At 64.7% G+C, this 21359-nt stretch carries 22 protein-coding genes; 10 read left to right on the top strand and 12 right to left on the bottom strand.

The window, feature by feature from the left end:
- Nucleotides 1–5 precede the first annotated feature (5 nt).
- The 6 genes from LB545_RS03130 to mnmE all read right to left on the bottom strand — a co-directional run bounded on the left by LB545_RS03130 (nt 6) and on the right by mnmE (nt 7119).
- Nucleotides 6–632 carry a DUF1326 domain-containing protein gene (locus tag LB545_RS03130; protein ID WP_224704407.1) on the bottom strand — a complete coding sequence of 209 codons (627 nt, stop codon included), beginning with the start codon at nt 630–632 and terminating at the stop codon, nt 6–8.
- Between the two features lie 314 nt (nt 633–946).
- Nucleotides 947–1834 carry a ParB/RepB/Spo0J family partition protein gene (locus tag LB545_RS03135; RefSeq protein ID WP_140491933.1) on the bottom strand — a complete coding sequence of 296 codons (888 nt, stop codon included), beginning with the start codon at nt 1832–1834 and terminating at the stop codon, nt 947–949.
- A 57-nt stretch (nt 1835–1891) separates the two neighbouring features.
- Entirely contained in the window at nt 1892–2692 is an 801-nt protein-coding gene (locus tag LB545_RS03140; RefSeq protein WP_140491929.1) for a ParA family protein, read from the bottom strand.
- Between the two features lie 57 nt (nt 2693–2749).
- Nucleotides 2750–3382 carry a 16S rRNA (guanine(527)-N(7))-methyltransferase RsmG gene (rsmG, locus tag LB545_RS03145; protein WP_140559174.1) on the bottom strand — a complete coding sequence of 211 codons (633 nt, stop codon included), beginning with the start codon at nt 3380–3382 and terminating at the stop codon, nt 2750–2752.
- The gene (gene mnmG / locus LB545_RS03150; protein ID WP_224704410.1) at nt 3379–5253 is read right to left on the bottom strand and encodes a tRNA uridine-5-carboxymethylaminomethyl(34) synthesis enzyme MnmG; all 1875 of its coding nucleotides are present in this window, start codon (nt 5251–5253) and stop codon (nt 3379–3381) included. The genes rsmG and mnmG overlap by 4 nt, the downstream gene beginning before the upstream one ends.
- A gap of 543 nt (nt 5254–5796) precedes the next feature.
- Nucleotides 5797–7119, bottom strand: a complete 1323-nt coding sequence (gene mnmE, locus LB545_RS03155) for a tRNA uridine-5-carboxymethylaminomethyl(34) synthesis GTPase MnmE (protein ID WP_140559172.1) — start codon at nt 7117–7119, stop codon at nt 5797–5799.
- A gap of 64 nt (nt 7120–7183) precedes the next feature.
- Here mnmE and LB545_RS03160 point away from each other — a divergent pair, with 64 nt between their 5' ends.
- Nucleotides 7184–9220, top strand: coding sequence for a thioredoxin domain-containing protein (locus LB545_RS03160; protein WP_224704412.1), 2037 nt, complete (start codon nt 7184–7186; stop codon nt 9218–9220).
- 158 nt (nt 9221–9378) lie between these two features.
- On the opposite strand, the gene rho is transcribed toward LB545_RS03160, so the two are convergent.
- The 3 genes from rho to hemE form a co-directional block, all read right to left on the bottom strand.
- Nucleotides 9379–10644, bottom strand: coding sequence for a transcription termination factor Rho (gene rho, locus LB545_RS03165; protein WP_140491913.1), 1266 nt, complete (start codon nt 10642–10644; stop codon nt 9379–9381).
- Between the two features lie 174 nt (nt 10645–10818).
- Nucleotides 10819–11355, bottom strand: a complete 537-nt coding sequence (hemJ, locus tag LB545_RS03170) for a protoporphyrinogen oxidase HemJ (RefSeq protein WP_140524481.1) — start codon at nt 11353–11355, stop codon at nt 10819–10821.
- The gene (hemE, locus tag LB545_RS03175) at nt 11355–12386 is read right to left on the bottom strand and encodes a uroporphyrinogen decarboxylase (protein WP_224704413.1); all 1032 of its coding nucleotides are present in this window, start codon (nt 12384–12386) and stop codon (nt 11355–11357) included. Before hemE ends, hemJ begins: the two co-directional genes overlap by 1 nt.
- A 404-nt stretch (nt 12387–12790) precedes the next feature.
- On the opposite strand from hemE, the gene LB545_RS03180 reads away from it, so the two are divergent.
- The 5 genes from LB545_RS03180 to dnaQ all read left to right on the top strand — a co-directional run bounded on the left by LB545_RS03180 (nt 12791) and on the right by dnaQ (nt 16494).
- Complete coding sequence (locus LB545_RS03180) at nt 12791–13612, top strand: pyruvate, water dikinase regulatory protein (protein ID WP_140728725.1); 822 nt, start codon at nt 12791–12793, stop codon at nt 13610–13612.
- Between the two features lie 57 nt (nt 13613–13669).
- A complete protein-coding gene (locus tag LB545_RS03185; protein WP_140524478.1) occupies nt 13670–14269 on the top strand; it encodes a Maf-like protein in 600 nt (199 codons plus the stop codon).
- Entirely contained in the window at nt 14262–15104 is an 843-nt protein-coding gene (locus tag LB545_RS03190; RefSeq protein ID WP_140728726.1) for a shikimate dehydrogenase, read from the top strand. Before LB545_RS03185 ends, LB545_RS03190 begins: the two co-directional genes overlap by 8 nt.
- Nucleotides 15101–15682, top strand: coding sequence for a dephospho-CoA kinase (gene coaE / locus LB545_RS03195; protein WP_140728727.1), 582 nt, complete (start codon nt 15101–15103; stop codon nt 15680–15682). The genes LB545_RS03190 and coaE overlap by 4 nt, the downstream gene beginning before the upstream one ends.
- A gap of 107 nt (nt 15683–15789) precedes the next feature.
- Nucleotides 15790–16494, top strand: coding sequence for a DNA polymerase III subunit epsilon (dnaQ, locus tag LB545_RS03200; protein ID WP_140514104.1), 705 nt, complete (start codon nt 15790–15792; stop codon nt 16492–16494).
- A gap of 176 nt (nt 16495–16670) precedes the next feature.
- Here dnaQ and secB read toward each other — a convergent pair whose 3' ends face one another.
- Together secB and LB545_RS03210 are read right to left on the bottom strand one after the other, a co-directional pair.
- Nucleotides 16671–17168 carry a protein-export chaperone SecB gene (secB, locus tag LB545_RS03205; protein ID WP_140491875.1) on the bottom strand — a complete coding sequence of 166 codons (498 nt, stop codon included), beginning with the start codon at nt 17166–17168 and terminating at the stop codon, nt 16671–16673.
- A gap of 167 nt (nt 17169–17335) precedes the next feature.
- Nucleotides 17336–17836 (bottom strand): FxsA family protein, encoded by a 501-nt coding sequence (locus LB545_RS03210; RefSeq protein WP_140491873.1) that lies wholly within the window; start codon nt 17834–17836, stop codon nt 17336–17338.
- A gap of 213 nt (nt 17837–18049) precedes the next feature.
- Between LB545_RS03210 and LB545_RS03215 the strand changes: the two genes are divergently transcribed.
- From LB545_RS03215 to LB545_RS03230, 4 genes are read left to right on the top strand one after another with little or no spacing between them, the layout of a single operon-like run.
- Nucleotides 18050–18754: a Tim44/TimA family putative adaptor protein gene (locus LB545_RS03215; RefSeq protein WP_224704414.1), complete on the top strand. Its 705-nt coding sequence runs from the start codon at nt 18050–18052 to the stop codon at nt 18752–18754.
- A gap of 24 nt (nt 18755–18778) precedes the next feature.
- Nucleotides 18779–19882: a murein transglycosylase A gene (locus tag LB545_RS03220; RefSeq protein WP_224704415.1), complete on the top strand. Its 1104-nt coding sequence runs from the start codon at nt 18779–18781 to the stop codon at nt 19880–19882.
- Nucleotides 19879–20409: a Smr/MutS family protein gene (locus LB545_RS03225; RefSeq protein WP_140625316.1), complete on the top strand. Its 531-nt coding sequence runs from the start codon at nt 19879–19881 to the stop codon at nt 20407–20409. Before LB545_RS03220 ends, LB545_RS03225 begins: the two co-directional genes overlap by 4 nt.
- 10 nt (nt 20410–20419) lie before the next feature.
- Nucleotides 20420–20788 carry a helix-turn-helix domain-containing protein gene (locus LB545_RS03230; RefSeq protein ID WP_140625315.1) on the top strand — a complete coding sequence of 123 codons (369 nt, stop codon included), beginning with the start codon at nt 20420–20422 and terminating at the stop codon, nt 20786–20788.
- A gap of 89 nt (nt 20789–20877) precedes the next feature.
- Here the strand turns inward: LB545_RS03230 and LB545_RS03235 are convergent, their stop codons facing one another.
- Nucleotides 20878–21117, bottom strand: a complete 240-nt coding sequence (locus LB545_RS03235) for a hypothetical protein (protein ID WP_224704416.1) — start codon at nt 21115–21117, stop codon at nt 20878–20880.
- Between the last annotated feature and the right edge of the window lie 242 nt (nt 21118–21359).

The following is a 21359-nucleotide window of genomic DNA, read 5'->3' on the forward strand; positions in this document are numbered from 1 at the left end:
AACGGCTACTGCTGGCCAGACCAGTTGATCGGGGCGTAGTGTCCGTTTCGGCGGGAATTGTCCCAGCTCATGCCATGGTCGCTGAATGTACTGCCTTCCGCCCCCATCGCCAAGGCGAGCCAGTCGGGATTGACGGGATGGCCGGTGGCCGCCCACATCTGCCCGTCCTCGCGCATCGTCGGCAGCGGCTCGACCGCCATCCGCATGACGCCGGCAATCTCCGCCGACCGCTTCTTGCCGTCTATCCAGTAGCTTATCGGCACCTTCTTGGCGCCGAGATTCGTGCCGATCAAGGGTGCCAGCACCGCCATCGGGCCGCCCGCGACGCCAGTGAAGATGGCGCCTAGCGCCTCTGTCTGCCTGTCATCGGCCCGTTCGTCGATATAGGCGGCGGCCGTCCAATTGCCGTCTGCCATCGGACCCGGCGTGTGGGCAACCATGGCGACGCTGAGCCCATCCAACCGGACGTCGCCGTAACTGCCCGTATCGATATGAAAGACCAGGCCGACGTCGCAAAAGCCTTTCGTCGGCCTTGATGTCAGCTGCGCGTTGGTGGACAGCAGGCAAGGACACACGACATCGCAGCTACAGTTTTCGAAGTAACTTCCGGACAATTGCCAACGGACTGCCATTTGCACCTCCCATTTGCGTCAGGCGCGCGTCGGCATATTGCTTTGGCGAGGCGGTGCCATTTCACGCCTGTTGCAGGAATGGCAGATAGCCCTCGCCGCGACTGACCGGCACGCTAGGGCAATTAATTTAAGCCTTGTCTAATAGAGGTTACGCCGTTGCCGGGCACTGTCAAGCCGCGAGCGCGGCTGGCGACGGATGCCGATGGCGCTGCTTTTTCGCCAATCGCCAGCGCTTCAAACGAAAGGGCTGGCGGACAGCCAGCCCTCGTTTTCCCTGCGTTGTAGCTTCCGCTTTGTTGAAGTTCGCCGGCTAACTACCGCTCTTGTTTCAATCTCCGACACAGCTCGTCAAGCTGCTCCAGCGTCCGGTACGCCACGCGAATCTCGCCGCCTTTGTTCGTGTGGTCGATGGTCACGATCATGCCGAGCGTGCCGGTCATCAGCTTTTCCAGCGCCAGCGTGTCGGCGTCTTTTTCCGGCGCGCTTTTCGCCTGCTTCGGCTTCGCCGGGGTCGGACCGGCCGGCATCTGCGCCAGCGCTTCGGCCTGGCGCACCGAGAGCCCTTCCTCGACGATGCGCTTGGCAAGCCCTGCCGGGTCCTCCGCCGTCACCAGCGTGCGGGCATGGCCCGCCGACAAGGCCCCGTCGACCAGCATGTCGCGGATCACGTCGGGCAGTTTCAGCAGCCGCAACGTGTTGGCGACATGGCTGCGGCTTTTGCCGATGACCTGGCCGAGATCGGCCTGGGTGTAGCCGTGATCGTCGATGAGCTGCTGATAGCCGAGCGCTTCCTCGACCGGGTTGAGGTCGGCGCGCTGGACGTTCTCGATGATTGCCAGTTCCAGCGCCGTGCGGTCGTTGACCTCGCGCACGATGACCGGGATCTCGGTCAATCCGGCGCGTTGCGCGGCACGCCAGCGCCGCTCGCCGGCGATGATCTCGTAGCGCCCGGCCTGCGACGGCGAAGGCCGCGCCACCACCGGCTGCACCACCCCATGCTCGCGGATCGATTGCGCCAGGTCGGTCAACTCGGCGTCGCCGAAATGTCGGCGCGGGTTCTTCGGATTGGGCGTCAGGAACTCGATCGGCACCTTCCCGTCGGCACTCATCCCAGGCTTCTCCGGCGCGCTCGGACGGTCGATCTCGCCGATCAGCGCCGCCAGCCCGCGGCCTAGTCTCTTTCTCGAAAGGTCTTCGCTCATTTCGGTTCCAGATTGTTTCGGTATCGAATCGGTTTTTGCTCCATGCGCGGCCGCTTGTTAAGCGGCGCGCAATTTACGCTCGCGGCGGATCACTTCCGACGCAAGCTGCAGATAAGCCTGGCTGCCGGAGCATTTGAGGTCGTAGAGGATCGCCGGCTTGCCGTAGGACGGCGCTTCCGACACCCGCACATTGCGCGGAATGATGGTCTCGTAGACCTTGTCCCCCATATGCTCGCGCACGTCCTGCACCACCTGGTTGGCGAGGTTGTTGCGGCCGTCATACATGGTCAGCACGATGCCCTGGATGGTGAGATCCGGGTTGATCGAGCGGCGCACCTGCTCGACGGTTTCGAGCAGCTGGCTGAGACCTTCCAGCGCGAAGAACTCGCATTGCAGCGGCACCAGAACGGAATCGGCTGCCGCCATCGAATTCAAGGTCAAAAGATTGAGCGACGGCGGACAGTCGATAAGCACATAGCCAAACCCGGCCGAACGCGCCGATGCGGCGCGCAGGGCGTTGCGCAGCCGCAGCACCCGGTCCGGCGCCGAGGCGATCTCCATCTCGATGCCGAGCAGGTCGAGGGTCGACGGCACGATCGACAGGCCGGGCACCGCCGTCGGGATCGCCGCCTCCTCAAGCTCCAGCTCGCCGGTCAGCACGTCATAGGACGACACCGTGCGGTCCTTGCGGTCGATGCCGAGGCCGGTGCTGGCATTGCCTTGCGGATCGAGGTCGACGATCAGCACCTTCTCGCCGATCGCCGCCAGCGCGGTGGCCAGGTTGATGGCAGTGGTGGTCTTGCCGACACCGCCCTTCTGGTTGGCTACGGTGATGATTCGAGGGCCGTTCTTCATCATGGGTCTATGCCAGGAATTCATTTTGGGTCGCCAACACGGATTCGGACAGGTCTTTGTTCAGACAGGTCGCACATTGGACAGTTCAAGGATGACGCCGCCAGGGTCGGTCATGCTTGGATGTTCTACCAGATCGAAGCTCCAGCGGTTAACGCTTTCTTGCACTTCGGCGCGGTAATCCCGGCCTTTGTGGAACAGCCCGCGCGCGCCTGATGTCAGCCACGGCCCCGCCAGCTCAAGCAAGGTCGAAAGCGGCGCCAGCGCCCGCGCCGTGACGATTTCCGGTGCCGCGACAAGCGCATGGCTGTCGTCGATGCGGCGCGCGACGACACGCGCCGGCAGACCGAACTGGCCGACGACGGCTTGCAGGAATCCCGCTTTCTTGCGATTGCTTTCGACCAGGTCGATGCTGGCGCCGTCACGCTCGGCAAGCAGGAACGCCAGGACCAGTCCCGGAAATCCGCCGCCCGAGCCGATATCGACCCATCGCAGCGCTTTATCCTCGATTCGCCAGAGCTGCGCGCTGTCCAGTATGTGGCGTTGCCAGACATCGCCGGCCGTGGATTGCGCGACCAGATTGATGCTGCGGTTCCATTTCTGGAACATCTCTTCGAACGCCACCAGGCGATCGAATGTTTCACGTGAAACGGGACCGGCGGCGTTGCGCAGGCTCTCCCAGGAGGCAGCGCTCACGCGACGTCCCTTTGCGCGCTCTCGGAATGCCTGATATGAGCGACGATGATGGCCAGCGCCGCCGGCGTCATGCCTTCCATGCGCTGCGCGTCGGCAACCGAACGCGGTCGCCGCGCATGCATCTTCTGCTTCAGCTCGTTCGATAGTCCCGGCACCTCGGCGAAGTCGAGCGACTCGGGGATGAGCCGGCTTTCCTCGTGCCGGATTTGGGCGACGTCGCTCTTCTGGCGATCGAGATAAACCGAATATTTCGCTTCCGTTTCGAGGCGCTCCGCCGTCCTGGCGTCGATCGTCCCGAAATTCCTATCGATTCGGGCCAGCCAAGCCACGTCGACGCCGGGATAGGCGAGCAGTTCATAGGCGGATCTGCGCACGCCGTCGCGATTGACCTCCAGCCCGTGGCGCGCCGCCTCGTTGGGTGTCAGCTTTACGCCGAGCGCCAGCCGGCGCGCTTCGGCGAGGCGCTGCTCCACCTCGCCGAACCGCCGCATCCGCCGGGCTGACGCTATACCCAGCCTTGCAGCCAGCGGCGTTAGCCGCTCGTCGGCATTGTCGGCGCGCAGCGAAAGCCGGAATTCGGCGCGCGAGGTGAACATGCGGTAAGGCTCGCTGATGCCGCGGCTGGTCAGATCGTCGACCATGACGCCGATATAGGCTTCGGTGCGGCTGAGCACGACCTGCTCGCTGCCCGACGCCCGCCTTGCGGCATTGAGGCCCGCGAGCAGGCCTTGCGCGGCGGCCTCCTCATAGCCGGTCGTGCCGTTGATCTGCCCGGCGAGGAACAGGCCGCCGACGCGCTTTGTCTCCAGCGTCGGATGGAGCTCGCGCGGGTCGACATGGTCATATTCGATGGCATAACCGGGCTGCAGCATCACCGCTCGGTCCAGCCCCGGGATGGTCTTCAAGATTTCGAGCTGAACCTCCTCCGGCAGCGAGGTCGAGATGCCGTTGGGATAGACCGTGTCGTCGTCCAGGCCTTCCGGCTCGAGAAAAATCTGGTGGCCTTCGCGGTCGCCGAACTTGACGATCTTGTCTTCGATCGACGGACAGTAGCGCGGCCCGACGCCTTCGATCGAACCCGAATACATGGCCGAGCGCCCGAGATTGGCGCGGATCAGTTCATGCGTGGCCGCGGTCGTGCGCGTGATGCCGCATTCGATCTGGGGCGTCTCGATGCGGTCGGTCAGCAGCGAGAACGGCACCGGTTCGTCATCCGCCGCCTGGCTTTCCAGCGACGCCCAGTCGATGGTGCGCCCGTCGAGGCGCGGCGGCGTGCCGGTCTTCAGGCGGCTGAGCTTGAAGCCCGCGCGGCTCATCGTCGCCGACAGGCCAAGGCTCGCCTGTTCGTTCATGCGGCCGGCGACGATCTTCTTCTCGCCGATATGGATCAACCCGCGCAGGAAAGTTCCGGTGGTCAGGACCACCGCGCCGCAGGCAAGGCGCCGGCCGTCGGCCAGGAGAACGGCGCGCAGGCACCCCGAATCGTCGATGTCGAAGTCGAGCACCTCGCCCTCGATCACATCGAGACCGCCCTGCTGCCTGACCGCCTCCTGCATGGCGAGCCGGTAAAGTTTCCGGTCGGCCTGGGTGCGCGGGCCGCGCACGGCTGGCCCCTTGCGTCGGTTGAGCAGGCGAAACTGGATGCCGGCGGCATCCGCCACCCGGCCCATCAGTCCGTCCATGGCGTCGATCTCGCGCACCAGATGGCCCTTGCCGAGCCCGCCAATGGCCGGATTGCAGGACATCACGCCGATCGTGTCGAAACGCAGCGTCACCAGCGCTGTCCTGGCGCCCGCACGCGCAGCCGCGCTGGCCGCCTCGCTGCCCGCATGGCCGCCACCCACCACAACCACATCATAGTGATCGGTCATTTCAAAACGCCCTGGATTCGAAGTTTGGTGGAGAGATGTCCCCGCAGCGGGACGGTGTCAAGAAACTTCGCGGGAGTTTCACGTGAAACAGGACGGCGAGCCTCATTGTAGTGTTTCACGTGAGTCACGTGTATCGACCGCCGGCGCCGCCCCCCGGCGCCGTGTCGGCACTTCTCCCTGGCACAGGGAGACAGCGCTGACCGCAAAGCCGGCACCTTCATTTACAAGGCTGATAATTGCCGAAACTGGAAATAACAGCGCGCCCTCTCCCCGTCCTTATAAGAGAATGCCGGATAAGAGAATGCCGGCAGGCAAGTGCGGGGTAGCGCCGACGCTGGCGATTGACCCCGGCGCAGCCGTTTCACGTGAAACAACGTCGGTCGGAGAGCCCTTCTGTTTCACGTGAGTCATCGGCCGGGCCCGTCGTGATAGAAGCCGAGGTCAGCGCTGCCCCTCATCCGCCTGCCGGCACCTTCTCCCCGTATAGTGACGGGGAGAAGGGAGGCTTGACGGCGTCCGCGCCCCGACAATGTTCCACGTGAATCATTTCCCGATGCAGAACTGCGAGAAAATCACATCCAGCATGTCCTCGACATCGACAGCGCCGACGATCCGGCCGAGCCGGTCGGCGGCCAGCCGCAGATCCTCGGCGCGCAGTTCCTGCCCGGCGTCCGGGCTCTCGGCCGCGCGCAGCAGGAAGCGGTTGGCATCGCCTAGCAATTCAACGTGGCGAAGCCGTGAGGGCAGGATGTCGCCCGCTTCGCCGACCTGCGCGGCCGCGAGCCTGGCGATCTCGGTCAACAGCTCCGCCACGCCGGTCCCGTCCTTCGTCGAGATGGCGCGATCATAGCCCCCGGCAGCGGCTTGCCCGTGCACCAGATCGAGCTTGGTGCCCACGCGCAGGGTCGCGATCCCCTCGCGTTGAAGAGCAACGGGATGCGGGTCGGCCATATCCACGAGGATGAGCAAGAGGTCGGCGCCATGCGCCTTGGCTCGCGCCTTCTCGATGCCGATCGCTTCCACCTTGCCGGCCGCATCGCGCAGGCCTGCGGTGTCGGTCAGCCTGACCCGCAGGCCTTCGAGGTCAAGTACGATCTCGAGCAGGTCCCGCGTCGTGCCTGGCTCATCCGTTACAATAGCTGCATCGCGCCGCGCCAAAGCGTTGAACAGGCTCGACTTGCCGGCGTTTGGGGCGCCGAGGATAACGACCTCGAACCCGTCGCGGAGGATTTCGCCGGCACGAAACCCGGCAATGTGGCGGTCGATCTCCCCAATCATCGCCGAGACGTCAGACCAGACCGTGTCCGAAACGGACCCGGGAATATCGTCCTCGTCGGCAAAGTCGATCTCGGCCTCGATCATGGCGCGCGCATGGATCAGCCGCCGCCGCCAGCTCAGATAAAGCTCGGCTTGCGCGCCCTCGGCATTCTGCACCGCGAAGCGCCGCTGCGCCTCGGTCTCGGCGTTGACCAGATCGGCCAGCGCTTCCGTCCTTACCAGATCGACCTTGCCATTAAGGAAGGCCCGGCGCGTAAACTCGCCCGCTTCGGCGTGCCTGACGCCTTCGAAACCGGCGATCGTCTCCAACAGCCTCGCCACCACGGCGCGGCCGCCATGCACCTGGAATTCCGCCACGTCCTCGCCGGTGAAGCTGCCGGGGCCGGGGAAAAAGATCACCAGACCACTGTCGAGCACGCCGCCATCGGGCGCCCGCAGCTTGCGCAGGCTGGCCACGCGGCCCTTAACCATACCGCCGGCGATCGTTTCGACAACGAATCGAGTCTTTGGCCCCGAAATGCGGATGACGGCGACGCCGGCGGGCAGGCGGCCGCTGGAAAGCGCGACGATGGTGTCGGCCGAAATCATTTGCCCGCCTTGTTGGACCGCCCTAGCTTCACTATCCAACCCCTGTTTCGCCGGACCGCTCATCGTGACACTGCCTGCGCAAAATCTGCTTGCCGACGAAGCCAGCCCCTATTTGCAGCAGCACAGCGGCAATCCCGTGCATTGGCGGGCCTGGTCGCCGGCGTCGCTTGACGAGGCGAGGGCGCTGGATCGGCCGATCCTGCTGTCGATCGGCTATGCCGCCTGCCACTGGTGCCACGTCATGGCCCATGAAAGCTTCGAGAATGACGACGTCGCCGCCGTCATGAACCGTCTGTTCGTCAATATCAAGGTCGACCGCGAGGAGCGTCCCGACATCGACCAGATCTACATGGCGGCGCTGTCCTCGATGGGCGAGCAGGGCGGCTGGCCGCTGACCATGTTCCTGACCCCGGACGGCAAGCCTTTCTGGGGCGGCACCTATTTCCCGCGCGAGCCGCGCTATGGCCGCCCGGGCTTCATCCAGGTCATGGAGGCGATCGACAAGGCCTGGCGCGAGAAAAGAGCAAGCCTGAACCAGAGCGCCGACGGGCTGACTTCGCATGTCGAAACCCGGCTCGCCGGCGCGCATGCCCGCACCGCGCTCGACCGCGACACGCTTGCCGCGCTCGCCAGAGGCATAGACGGCATGATCGACAAGGATCTCGGCGGCCTGCGCGGCGCGCCGAAATTCCCCAATGCGCCATTCATGCAGACACTGTGGCTGTCGTGGCTGCGCGACGGCAATGCCGGTCACCGCGACGATGTCCTCCTGAGCCTCGAACGGATGCTGGCCGGCGGCATCTACGATCACGTCGGCGGCGGTCTCAGCCGCTATTCCACGGACGCGCAATGGCTGGTGCCGCATTTCGAAAAGATGCTCTACGACAACGCGCAGCTCATCCGTTTTTGCAACTGGGCCCATGCCGCGAGCGGGAAGTGTTTGTTCCGGGTCCGAATCGAGGAGACCATCGGCTGGCTGCTGCGTGAGATGCGCCTCGATGGCGGCGCCTTCGCCGCCAGTCTCGATGCCGACAGCGAGGGCGAGGAGGGCCTTTTCTACACCTGGAGCCGGGAAGAGATCGAGGCCGCGCTCGGCGACGATTCTCCGTTGTTTTTCAACCGCTTCATGCTCTCCAGCCCACCCGGTTGGGAAGGCAAGCCTGTCATCCACCAGACGCTGGCCCAGCAGGGGCAAGGCATTGCCGAGCAACCGCTTCTGGCCGCTCTCAAGGCAAGGCTGCTGGCGGTCCGGGAATGGCGCGTCAGGCCCGGCCGCGACGGCAAGGTCCTCGCCGACTGGAACGGCCAGATGATCTCGGCACTTGCCGAGGCCGGCCGCTCGCTGGCGCGGCAAGACTGGATCGACGCGGCCAAGACCGCATTCGACCAGATCGCCTCTTCCGCCGAGGGCGGACGGCTGCCGCATTCCATGCTCGGCGCCAAGAAACTGTTCCCGGCCCTGTCGAGCGACTATGCGTCGATGACCAATGCGGCGATCGCCCTGTTCGAAGCCACCGGCGACTGGAGCTACGCCGATCGGGCCCGGCAATTCGTCGAGCAGCTCGACCGCTGGCACGCCGATGCCGACGGCACCGGCTATTATCTCACGGCATCCGACAGCACCGACGTGCCGATCCGCATCAGGGGCGATGTCGACGAGGCTATTGCGTCGGCCACCGGTCAGGTCATCGAGGCGCTCGTCCGGCTCGCCGCGCTGACCAGCGATCTCGACCTGCAGGAGAAAGCGACGAAAGTCGCCGAACATGCCGCCGGCCGCGCGGCGCACCAGGCCTATGGCCAGGCCGGCATCCTCAACGCCTCGGCGCTCGCCATAGAGCCGCTAAAGCTGGTGCTTGTGGACGATTTGACAAATCCAACGCTCGTTCCGGTAGCGAATCGCAATCCCGATCCGCGCCGGGTGGATATTGTGGTGGCGCTCGGCACGCAGGCGAATCGACCGCTGTTGCCGGGCGGGATCCTGCCTCCCGCCGACAGGCCGGGCGCGTGGCTGTGCACGGGGCAGGTGTGTTTGCCGGCGGTGAGCGATCCGGATGAATTGGAAGGGCTATTGCGACGAAGACCACAGAGTTCGTCATCCTAGGGCGAAGCTCCGTCGCGGAGACCCTAGGATCCATGCCGTGACTTTCGAGCGCTGCAACAGGTGGAAGATCCAGTCCGCCGCGCTCTTTGGCCGAGGCCATGGCATGGATCCTCGGGTCAAGCCCGAGGATCACGAAGAAGTGGAGTTCGCTCTGCGAACTACGTATTCATCGAATCGAAGAAGTCCGCGTTGGTCTTGGTCTGCTTCAGCTTGTCGATGAGGAACTCGATCGCGTCGGTTGTTCCCATCGGCGCCAGGATGCGGCGCAGCACGAAGATCTTCTGCAGGTCAGCGCGCGGCACCAGCAGGTCTTCCTTGCGGGTACCCGACTTCAGAATGTCCATGGCCGGGTAGATGCGCTTGTCGGCCACTTTGCGGTCGAGCTGGATTTCGCAGTTGCCGGTGCCCTTGAACTCTTCGAAGATAACTTCGTCCATGCGGCTGCCGGTATCGATCAGCGCGGTGGCGATGATGGTCAGCGAACCGCCTTCCTCGATGTTGCGGGCGGCACCGAAGAAGCGCTTCGGCCTTTGCAGGGCATTGGCGTCGACGCCGCCGGTCAGCACCTTGCCGGAGGACGGCACCACGGTGTTGTAGGCGCGGCCGAGGCGGGTGATCGAATCGAGCAGGATGACGACGTCGCGGCCATGCTCGACCAGCCGCTTGGCCTTCTCGATGACCATTTCGGCGACCTGCACGTGGCGCACCGCCGGCTCGTCGAAGGTCGAGGAGATCACCTCGCCCTTCACCGAGCGCTGCATGTCTGTCACTTCCTCCGGCCGCTCGTCGATCAGAAGCACGATCAGGTAGCATTCCGGATGGTTGGCGGTGATCGAGTGGGCGATGTTCTGCATGAGAACCGTCTTGCCGGTACGCGGCTGCGCGTTGATCAACGCGCGTTGGCCCTTGCCGATCGGCGCCACCAGATCGATCACGCGCGGCGAGATATCCTTGGAGGTCGGGTTGTCGATCTCCATCTTCAGCCGCTTGGTCGGATAAAGCGGCGTCAGATTGTCGAAGTGGATCTTGTGGCGGATCTTTTCGGGATCGTCGAAATTGATCGTGTTGACCTTGAGCAGCGCGAAATAGCGCTCGCCCTCTTTCGGGCTGCGGATCGGCCCCTCGACCGTATCGCCGGTCTTGAGCGAAAAGCGCCGGATCTGCGAGGGCGAAATATAGATGTCGTCGGGACCCGGCAGATAATTGGCGTTGGCCGAGCGCAGAAAACCGAAACCGTCCTGCAAGACTTCGACCACGCCGTCGCCGATGATCTCGATGTCCTGGGCGGCCAGCTTCTTGAGGATTGCGAACATCAGCTCCTGCTTGCGCATGACGCTGGCGTTCTCCACCTCGAGCGATTCGGCATAGGCGATCAGCTCTGGCGGTTTCTTGTTCTTGAACTCGGTGAGTTTCATTTCTTGCATTAGGATAGACTCTGGGTAGGCTTTTGGGAGGAAATCGGCGGGATGCGATAAATGCCGGGCGCGGCCAAAAGCAATGAAGGGCGGCGCATGACGGGAAGGAAGACCCGTCTTTTATCGTCGGCCGGCTGAAAGAGCAAGCCGCCTTTTAGCAGGTCGTGAGAGAGGTCTGAAGGTTCAGAACGGCTTGACGACGACCAGGATCACGATAGCGATCATCAGCAATGTGGGGATCTCGTTGACGATCCGCCAGTGCCTCGCGGGTTTTTCGTTACGATCCTCAGCGAATTTTCGCACAGCGCCGGCCAGATAGCCGTGGATGCCCGACAGAACCAGCACCAGCGCGATCTTGCCGTGCAGCCAGCCGCCCTGGAAACCGAAACCTTTCCAGGCCAGCCATAGGCCGAATACCCAGGTGACGATCATCGCCGGGTTGATGATGCCGCGCAGCAGCCGGCGCTCCATCACCTTGAAAGTCTCCGACTGCACCGAACCCTTCTCGGCATCAGCGTGATAGACCAGCAGCCGCGGCAGATAGAGCATGCCCGCCATCCACGAGATGACGGCAAGAACGTGGATCGCCTTGGCCCAGAGATAGAAGCCGTCTGGGGCCGCCAGAAACAGCAGCGCGGTGAGCACGACCAGGGCCACGATGCCGATCACCATGCGCATCATCGCCTGGCCCGTGCTGTTGGTGTTGCTCATCCCGGCCATCAGCGTGTCGCGCTCCTCACCAGTTTCACCATCGCCTCGACATGCGCAATCGGCGTTTCCGGGGTAATGCCGTGGCCAAGATTGAAGATCAACGGTCCGCTTCCCAGGCTCTCCAGGATCGCGCTGACGCCGTCGGCCAGCACCTTGCCGCCGGCGACCAGCCGCAGCGGATCGAGATTGCCCTGGACGGCCCCTTCCCGCTGCAACGCCTTCGCTGTCTCCAGCGGCACCGTCCAGTCGATCCCCAGCCCCGTGACGCCGGTCTTCTCGCGATAGCTCCGGTAGCGCGCACCGGCGCCCTTGGGAAAACCGATGATCGGCACATCGGGATGGACCGCTCGAACCTGCCTGACGATCTCGGCCACCGGCTCGACGCAGAACAGCTCGAAACAAGCATCGTCGAGCACGCCGGACCAGGAATCGAATATCTGCACCACATCGGCGCCGGCCTCGATCTGCCTGATGAGATAGGCGGCCGAATGATCGGCCAGCACCTTGAGCAGCCGACGAAACGCCGCCGGCTCGCGATAGGCGAACAGCCGCGCCGGCGCCTGGTCCGGCGTGCCGTGCCCGGCGATCATGTAGGTCGCCACCGTCCATGGCGCGCCGCAGAAGCCGATCAGCGTGATTTCATCGGGCAGTTTCGTCCGCAACCGGCGAACCGTCTCGTAGACCGGTTCGAGATTCACGTGAAACACCGTGCTGTCCAGGGCCGCGATTTCAGCCGCCGTGATCGGCGTCAGCAGCGGCCCTCGCCCCTCTTCGAAGCGCACGTCGCGGCCAAGCGCATGCGGAACGACAAGGATGTCGGAGAACAGGATCGAAGCGTCGAAGCCGAAGCGCTCGATTGGCTGCATGGTCACCTGGAAGGCAAGGTCGGGATCATAGCAGAGGTCGAGGAATGAACCTGCGCGTCGGCGCGTCTCGCGGTATTCCGGCAGATAGCGCCCGGCCTGGCGCATCATCCAGAGCGGCGGCGGAAACACCGTCTCACCCTTCAGCACGTCCAGCATGATCCGTCTTGCAGGCATAGAGCGCTCGCCTCTCCCGGCTTTCTCTTTAATCAAATATCTTATTTTAAAGAATCTTCTGATTCTAAGAGTCTGTTGGTTGTGGTGGTTGTCACCTGTCCCGCTTTGGCCGTCAAAACACCAGCAAGCATATTGTCGCGCATTTCCAATCGCCGCTTGCATGGTTCTGGGGACGAGCCGGAATCTTCCATTGGACTCAACACGCTAGAGCAGCGATCCTGCAGGTACGTCCTGTGGACAGACAAAAGGCAGAAATCTTCGTCCACGGACTTGTCCCCAGCCGCCCGACGAAGCCTACAGCGCATCGAATTGTGGACAAACCGGCATCTGATACAGTCGCTCCGGCCGGCGGGTTTTCCGAACCCTGCTTTATCCACATCCGCCCACAGCCCTAGGTAAACCCTGTGAACAAACCCCAGAGCTTCTTCCACCTGCACCTGATCTCCGACGCCACCGGCGAAACGCTGCTCGCGGCCGGCCGTGCGGCTTCGGCGCAATACAAGGATGCGCGCGCCATCGAGCACATCTACCCGCTCATCCGAACCGAAAAACAGGTGGCCAAGGTGTTCGAGGACATTGAGGAGGAGCCGGGCATCATTCTCTACACCGTCGTCGACCAGAAGCTGGCGCGCGGCATCGACGAGCGCTGCGCCGCCATGGGCCTGCCCTGCGTCTCCGTGCTGGAGCCGGTGCTCACCGTCTTCCAGTCCTATCTGGGCACGCCGGCCGGCCGCCGCGTCGGCGCCCAGCACGTCCTCGATGCCGAATATTTCCGCCGCATCGACGCACTCAACTTCACCATGGAACATGATGACGGCCAATTGCCGGCCAATATGGACGATGCCGACATCGTGCTGGTCGGCATTTCGCGCACGTCCAAGACGCCGACCAGCATCTATCTCGCCAACAGGGGCATCAAGACCGCCAACATTCCGATCGTGCTCGGCGTGCCGGTGCCCGAAAGCCTGGTCAACGCCAGGACGCCGCTGATCGTCGGCCTTGTCGCCACCGCCGAACGCATCTCGCATGTCCGCCAGAACCGCATCCTCGGCAACAGCAGCGCCTATGTGCCAGGCGACTATGTCGACCGCGCCGCCATCAGTGAGGAGCTCGCCTATGCCCGCCAGATCTGTACCCGCCATGGCTGGCCGATGATCGACGTCAGCCGCCGCTCGATCGAGGAGACGGCGGCGGCAATCGTTGCCCTGCGGGGGAAGACGCGGTAGGTGCAGATGAGAGAAGTGAGGGGTGCGCGATGGAACGCCAACCCTGGGTGAACCAGCATGACCGAAAAAATCATCCTCGCCTCCGGCAGTCCGTTCCGCAAGGCGATGCTCCTCGGTGCCGGCATCGACGTCGAGGCGGTTGCGCCTGATGTCGACGAGCGCGCGCTCGAGGCGCCCCTGCAAGGCAGCGGCGCCTCGCCCGAGGATGTCGCGCTGGTGCTGGCCGAAGCCAAGGCCACCGAAGTGAGCGGGCGCAGGCCCGGCGCGCTGGTGCTCGGCTGCGACCAGACGCTGTCGCTCGGCGACGAGGTGTTCCACAAGCCGGCCGACATGGAAGGGGCGCGCCGCCATCTGCTGGCGCTGTCGGGAAGGACCCATCAGCTCAACAGCGCCGCGGTCCTGGTCCGCGACGGCCAGGTGCTGTGGCGCCATGTCGGCATCGCCAGCCTCACCATGCGCAAGCTTGACCCGGCCTTCATCGGCCGCCATCTGGCGCGCGTCGGCTCAAGGGCGCTGTCGAGCGTCGGCGCCTACCAGGTCGAAGGCGAAGGCATCCAGCTCTTCGAGAAGATCGAGGGCGACCACTTTACCATTGTCGGCCTGCCGCTGCTGCCGCTGCTGGCCGAACTGCGCACGCTGGGAGCGATCGATGGCTGAGGCGACCAAAAAGGCCTTCGTCACCGGTCACCCGATCAAGCATTCGCGCTCGCCGAAGATCCACGGCCACTGGCTGGCCAGATACGGCATCGACGGCAGCTACCAGGCGATCGATGTCGCGCCGCAGGATTTCGCCGAATTCCTGAGCACATTGCAGGCGAACGGCTATTTCGGGGGCAATGTCACCATCCCGCACAAGGAGGCCGCCTTCGCCCTGGTCGAGCACCTTGACGAGGCGGCCCAGCAGATCGGCGCGGTCAACACGCTGTGGCTGGAGGACGGCCAATTGTGGGGCGGCAACACCGACAGCCATGGCTTCGCCGCCAATCTCGACGATCACGCGCCGGGCTGGGCATCCAATGGCCCGGCGGTGGTGCTCGGCGCCGGCGGCGCCTCGCGCGCCGTCATCCACGCGCTGAAGCAGCGGGGCATCCACGATATCCGCATCGTCAATCGCACGCTTGCCCGGGCGGCGGAGTTGCGCGACCGGTTCGGCGTCGGTGTCTCGGCGCACGGCATGGCGGTGACCGGTGAACTGCTTGCCGATGCCGGCCTGCTCATCAACACCACGGCGCTCGGCATGCAAGGCAATGAGGGTCTCGCCGCCGACCCGGCCCTTTTGCCGGACCACGCGATCGTCACCGACATCGTCTATGTGCCGCTCGAGACGCCGCTGCTTGCCGCGGCAAGCGCGCGCAAGCTGAAGACGGTGGACGGTCTCGGCATGCTGCTCAACCAGGCGGCGCCGGGTTTCGAACGCTGGTTCGGCGTCCGGCCCCGTGTCACACCCGAATTGCGCGCGCTCGTCGAAGCCGATCTGGCGCCAAAACCATGATCGTGCTCGGCCTCACCGGTTCGATCGGCATGGGCAAGTCGACCACCGCGAAAATGTTTGCCGAGGCCGGCGTCCCGGTCCACGATTCCGACGAGACGGTGCATCGCCTCTATGCCGGCAAGGCAGCCCCCCTGGTCGAGGCCGCCTTTCCAGGAACCACCGGCGCCGGAGGCGTCGACCGGGCAAAGCTCGGCGCTCGGGTGCTTGGCGATGCGGCCGCGCTGAAAAGGCTGGAAGCGATCATCCATCCGCTGGTGCGCGCCGACGCCGACGCGTTCCTGGCGCGCAACCGCGCCGCCGGCGCGCCGCTTGCCGTCCTCGACATTCCGCTCCTGTTCGAAACCGGCGGCCGCGACCGCGTCGACAAGGTCGTCGTCGTCACCGCGCCGGCCGAAGTCCAGCGCCAGCGCGTGCTGGCGCGGCCCGGCATGAACGAAGAGAAACTCGCCTCCATCCTGGCCAGCCAGGTGCCGGATGCGCAAAAGCGCCGCCAGGCCGACTTCGTCATCGATACCAGCCGGGGCCTGGATGCCGCGCGGGCTGAGGTCAAAGCTATCATCGCGGATTTGAGAGGTTAGATCGGCGCCTCTTTTCCGTCTCCCACAGGGGGAGAAGGAAAAAAGTCATTGCCCATTGCCATTTTGTTCCGCTCTCACGATTCTGCTCACCAGGAGCGACTGATTCGATGCGTGAGATCATTTTCGATACGGAAACCACCGGCCTCGACATGCGCGACGACCGCATCATCGAGCTTGGCGGCGTCGAGCTGGTCAACCGCTTTCCAACCGGCAAGACCTTCCACCACTACATCAACCCGCAGGGCCGCTCGATCCACGCCGAGGCGCAGGCCGTGCACGGCATCAGCATGGCGGACCTGCAAGGCAAGCCGTCCTTCGCCGAGATCGTCGAGGAGTGGATCGCCTTCACCGACGGCGCCAAGCTGGTCGCACACAATGCCACCTTCGACATCGGCTTCCTCAATGTCGAGTTCGGCCGGCTCGGCCATCCGGCCGTCGACATCGGGCGCGTCGTCGACACGCTGGCGCTGGCGCGGCGCAGGCATCCGATGGGTCCCAATTCGCTCGACGCGCTCTGCCGGCGCTACGGCATCGACAATGCGCGGCGCACCAAGCACGGCGCCTTGCTGGATTCGGAGCTGTTGGCCGAAGTCTATATCGAGCTGATCGGCGGCAAGCAGACGGCTCTGATCCTGGACACCGTTTCAGTGCAGATGAACGGCGCGGGCGAAGTGGCAGACATCGATATCTCGGTCGGCGCGCGGCCGATCGCCCTGCCCCCGCGCCTGAGCGAAGCCGAGCGCGCTGCGCATGCCGGCATGGTCGCCACGCTTGGCGAGAAGGCGCTTTGGCTGAAGGTGATGGGCGCCTAGGACGCGTCGTTCTCCTCGCCTTCGTCATCGTACGGCGGAGCAGGAGCGAAGCGACGTCGCGGAGACCCTAGGATGACGAGGTCGGGGGCTCTGCGGCCAAACCGGCCGCACCAGCCTCTAAAACGAAAAACCCGGCGCGAGGCCGGGTCTTTCTGCAATATTCGTACGAGCCGGAATCAGCTCACCTGGACCTTCGACGCTGCCTGGTCCTCGGCCAGCTTCTGCTGGAACATTTGCGCGAAATCGATCGGGTCGAGCATCAGCGGCGGGAAGCCGCCATTGCGCGTCGCCTCGGCGATGATCTGCCGGGCGAACGGGAACAGCAGCCGCGGGCATTCGATGAACAGGATCGGCAGCATGTGTTCCTGCGGGAAGCCGCTGATGGCGAAAACGCCGCCATAGACCAGCTCGACATTGAACAGCACTTCCTGGTCGAAGGACGCCTTGGCGTTCAGCGTCAGGTTGACGTCGAACTGCTTGTCGGAGAGCGGGTTGGCATTGACGTTGACGTTGATGGCGATGCCGGGCGCCTTGTCGCGGCCGCGCAGCGAGTTCGGCGCGCCGGGGCTCTCGAAGGAAAGATCCTTCACATACTGGGCAAGGACGTTGAGCGAGGGCTGCGCCGTGTTGCCGTTTCCGTTGGCGCCGACCGGCGCGTCATCTTTGCTGGCCATGAGCCTTGTGTCCTTTTGCCTGGGCAGCATTGCTGACCGAATTGAAATCGGGCGTTCGCTACCATGGCCGGCATGACAAGACAAGGTTTGCCGCCTTGCGACCGGAGGGGATCCAGACTGCGTCGAGATTCAGGTCAGGCCGGCATCACCTGAACATCAATATAGCCTCAGTCGTCCTTCAGCCGGCGCCATGGCGAATTGTGGTCCGGCCCGCGCTTGAAATCGTCTTCGCGCGAATAATCGCCGTCGTCGAGGTCGATGACCCTGTCGCGCGGCCGGCCGCGGAAGCCGCCGGCCGAGAAATTCGTCGCTACCACGATGCGGCCCTTGAGCCTGCGCCAGGCAAGGTCGCGCACCGGCGGCAGGAACAAGAGAATGCCGAAAATGTCCGATATGAAGCCCGGGATGATCAGCAGGATCGCGGCGAGCACGATCATGGCGCCGTGCGCGAGCTGACGGCTCGGATCGCGGCCGGCGCCCATCTCGGTGCTGATGCGGCTCATGACGCCAAAACCCTGATGCCTGAGCAGCAGCGCCCCGGCGATGCTCGACGCGAGCACCAGGCCGACCGTCGCCAGCGCGCCGATCTGGCGCCCGACGATGACGAAGCCGGCGATCTCCAGCAGCGGAAGCGCCAGAAGAAAAACGGGAAATAACGAAATGCGCAAGTCTTGCCGATCCTTCCGATCGTTCTGGCGTTGGTCTGCTTTGCCTGCCAGCGGCCGCCGGCCGCTGGCGCCGAGGCTGTTAGATAGGTATGGCTGCCTTTGATTTGAATGATTGCGCCTTGCGTTCTATATGGTTTGCATGTTGAACGCTATGCGACCGCTGCCCTGTTGGCCGGGCGGTCCGGCCGAGGGCAGGATTGATTGGCGGAAGATATGGGTTTCTTCGACTTCGGCACGATTTTCTTTCTGATTGCGGCAGTTGTGATCTTTTTCCAGCTGCGCAATGTGCTGGGCCGTCGTACCGGCAGCGAACGGCCGCCTTTCGATCCCTACACCGCCGCCCGCACCGGCGACAAGGATGCGCAGAAGTCCGAGAACGTCGTGTCGCTGCCGCGCAAGCGCCAGCCCGGCGAGCCGACCGGCGAGGTCTATGCGGCCATCGACGCCTTTGCCAAGCCCGGAACCGACCTCAACAAGGGCCTGCGCACGATCAAGGACAACGATCCGTCCTTCGACCCGAAGGGTTTCGTCGACGGCGCCAAGATGGCTTACGAGATGATCGTCATGGCCTATGCCGACGGCGATCGCAAAACGCTGAAGAACCTTCTGTCGCGCGATGTCTATGACGGTTTCGTCGCCGCGATCGGCGAGCGCGAGGCGCGGTCGGAAAAGATCCAGTCCTCCTTCGTCGGCATCGACAAGGCCGACATCGTCTCGGCCGAGATGAAGGGCGGCGAGGCGCATGTCACGCTGCGCATCATCAGCGAGCTGATTTCGGCGACGCGCGACAAGGCCGGTGCGGTCATCGACGGCGACCCCGAAACCGTCGCCGAGGTCAAGGACGTCTGGACCTTCGCCCGCGACACGCGCTCGCGCGACCCGAACTGGAAGCTCGTCGCCACCGAAGAAGAAGATTGAATCCCTGACCGCGGCGGGCCTGTCGTGTCCTTCCATCAGGCATTTAGCGAAAGATCCTTCGGCGCTCTGCCCGGCTGGGATGACGACGACCATCTGGCGGCCTTGGAGGCCTTTCGCCGCTCCGCCTTCCATGTCCTGGCCAAGCCCTATCGCAGCGGCGCGCTCGGCGTCGACTTCGACGCCTTTGCCGGTGCCTATGCCGAGGCGCGCGCGGCCCCTCCTGCCAGCCGGTCGGAGGCCCGCGCCTTCTTCGAGCGTCATTTCGTCCCCATGCAGGTGCGTCCAGAGACCGGCGCCGGCCTCGTCACCGGCTTCTACGAACCGGAGGTCGAGGCCTCGCCGGTGCGCACGGAGCGTTTTGCCGTGCCGCTTCTGTCGCGTCCCGCCGATCTCGTCGATGTCGACGACGCCAACCGGCCCGACGGAATGGACCCCTATCTCGCTTTCGCGCGCCGGACGCCGGACGGGCCGGCCGAATATTTCGACCGCGGCGCGATCGAGCGCGGCGCGCTCGCCGGCAAGGGCCTGGAGATCGCCTGGCTGGCCGACAAGGTCGATGCCTTCTTCATCCATGTGCAGGGCGCGGCGCGGCTTCTCATGACCGACGGCCGGCTGTGCCGCGTCACCTATGCCGCCAAGTCCGGCCAGCGCTTCACCGGGCCCGGCAAGGTGTTGAGCGAGTTCGGCGAGATCCCGCTGGAAAACGTGACGATGCAGTCGATCCGCGTCTGGTTCAGGGCGCATCCGGGCCGCGTCGACGAGATCCTGTGGCGGAACCGTTCCTATATCTTCTTCCGCGAGGCCGCGGTCGAGGACGCAACGCTCGGGCCGATCGCCGCCGCCAAGGTGCCGCTGACGCCGGGCCGCTCGATCGCCGTCGACCGGCTGCTGCACACATTCGGCACGCCCTTCTACATCGATGCGCCATCGCTGACGGCTTTCGAGGCAAAACCGTTCCGGCGCCTCATGATCGCGCAGGACACCGGCTCCGCCATCACTGGGCCGGCGCGCGGAGATCTCTTCGCCGGGTCGGGCGATGCCGCCGGCGAGATTGCCGGCGTGGTGCGCAATCCGGCCGATTTCTACGCACTGGTGCCGCGCCCGCTCGTCTCGGGGTCCAAGCCATGACCCGCCGCAGCGACAGATTGAGCGAGGACGACCGGGTGCTGTGGAACCTGGTGGCGCGCACGGCCAAGCCGCTGAAGGGCAAGGCCGCCGTGCCTGTCCCGGATTTCGGCATCGAGGCGAAGCCGGCGCCGACGCAACAAGCCCGGCCCGTTGCCGGTCCGGCAGGCGCGGCGAAGCCGAAGGCCCAGCATGTCTCCCATGTGCTCGACGAGCCGACGCTGGACAAACTATCGAAAGGCCGGCTGCCCATCGAAGGCCGCGTCGACCTGCACGGCATGACGCAGGACGAAGCCTATTCGCTGCTGTTTTCCTTCCTGCACCGCGCGCATGCCGGCGGCATCCGCTATGTCCTGGTCATCACCGGCAAGGGCTCTTCGTCGGGCGGCGACGGCGTGCTGCGCCGCGCGGTGCCGGCCTGGCTCTCAACGCCGGCGTTCCGGCCGCTGGTCTCCAGTCACGACCACGCCGCGCGCAACCATGGCGGCTCGGGCGCGCTCTATGTCAGGCTGCGGCGGGTCCGGTCGTGAGGATGGGCTCGTGACCCCGTTAGGCGAGAGGCTGCGAGCGCTGAGGGCCGAGCGCGGCGTCACCCAGAAGGACATGGCCGCCGCCATCGGCGTCAGCGCCGCCTATCTGTCGGCGCTCGAGCATGGAAGGCGCGGCGCGCCGACCTGGACGCTGATCCAGAAGATCATCGGCTATTTCAACATCATCTGGGACGACGCGGAGGAACTGGCGCGACTGGCCGAAGGCTCGCATCCGCGCGTCAGGCTCGACACGTCGGGCCTGAGCCCGGCCGCGACCGAGCTTGCCAACCTCCTGGCCGAGAACATCGAAAAGCTCGACGAGGAGGAACTGCGCGGCATAACCTTCTCTATCCGAGCGGCGCTGGGACGACGGCGGTAGGCCGGGTTTGCCCGGCTCTCGCGGCGGCTGAGCTCCCGATCGCGAAACGGCGGCCCGCCAGCAGCAGCCGGCGGGCCGCCGTGATGAGATCAGTTCTTGCCGGCCGTGCTGCCGCCATTGCCACCGCGGCCGTGATCACCATGGCCGCGGCCACCATTGCCGCCGCCAAGGCAGTCCGATGCGCCGGCGGCGCCGCAACAGCGGCCGCTCCACAGGTCGTTGAGATTGGTGTTGGCGCAGCTTCGAATGGTCTGATCGGCGAGAGCGGATCCGGCCATGCCCAACACCGCGACGGCGGCGAGAAGGGTGTTACGCAGGAAAGCAGTCATTTGAAGTCTCCATGGTTGGTTTCGGTTCACGGCTGTGTGTCGCCGGCCGGGCCGAAATGGTTCATGGAGGGTGGGAATTTTTTTGGGGAGTGCGCGAGGCGCGTGACTGCAACGTCGGCGCCGCCCCTGATCCGCCTGCCGGCACCTTCTCCCCGTATAGGACGGGGAGAAGGGAGACAGCCGCGCCCTTGGCGTATTTCTTGCGACGTCGGCAATTGGGGAAATCGTCGATGACAGCGTCT

The organism is Mesorhizobium sp. BR1-1-6 (genome assembly GCF_020165355.1).
Classification (GTDB): Bacteria; Pseudomonadota; Alphaproteobacteria; order Rhizobiales; family Rhizobiaceae; genus Mesorhizobium.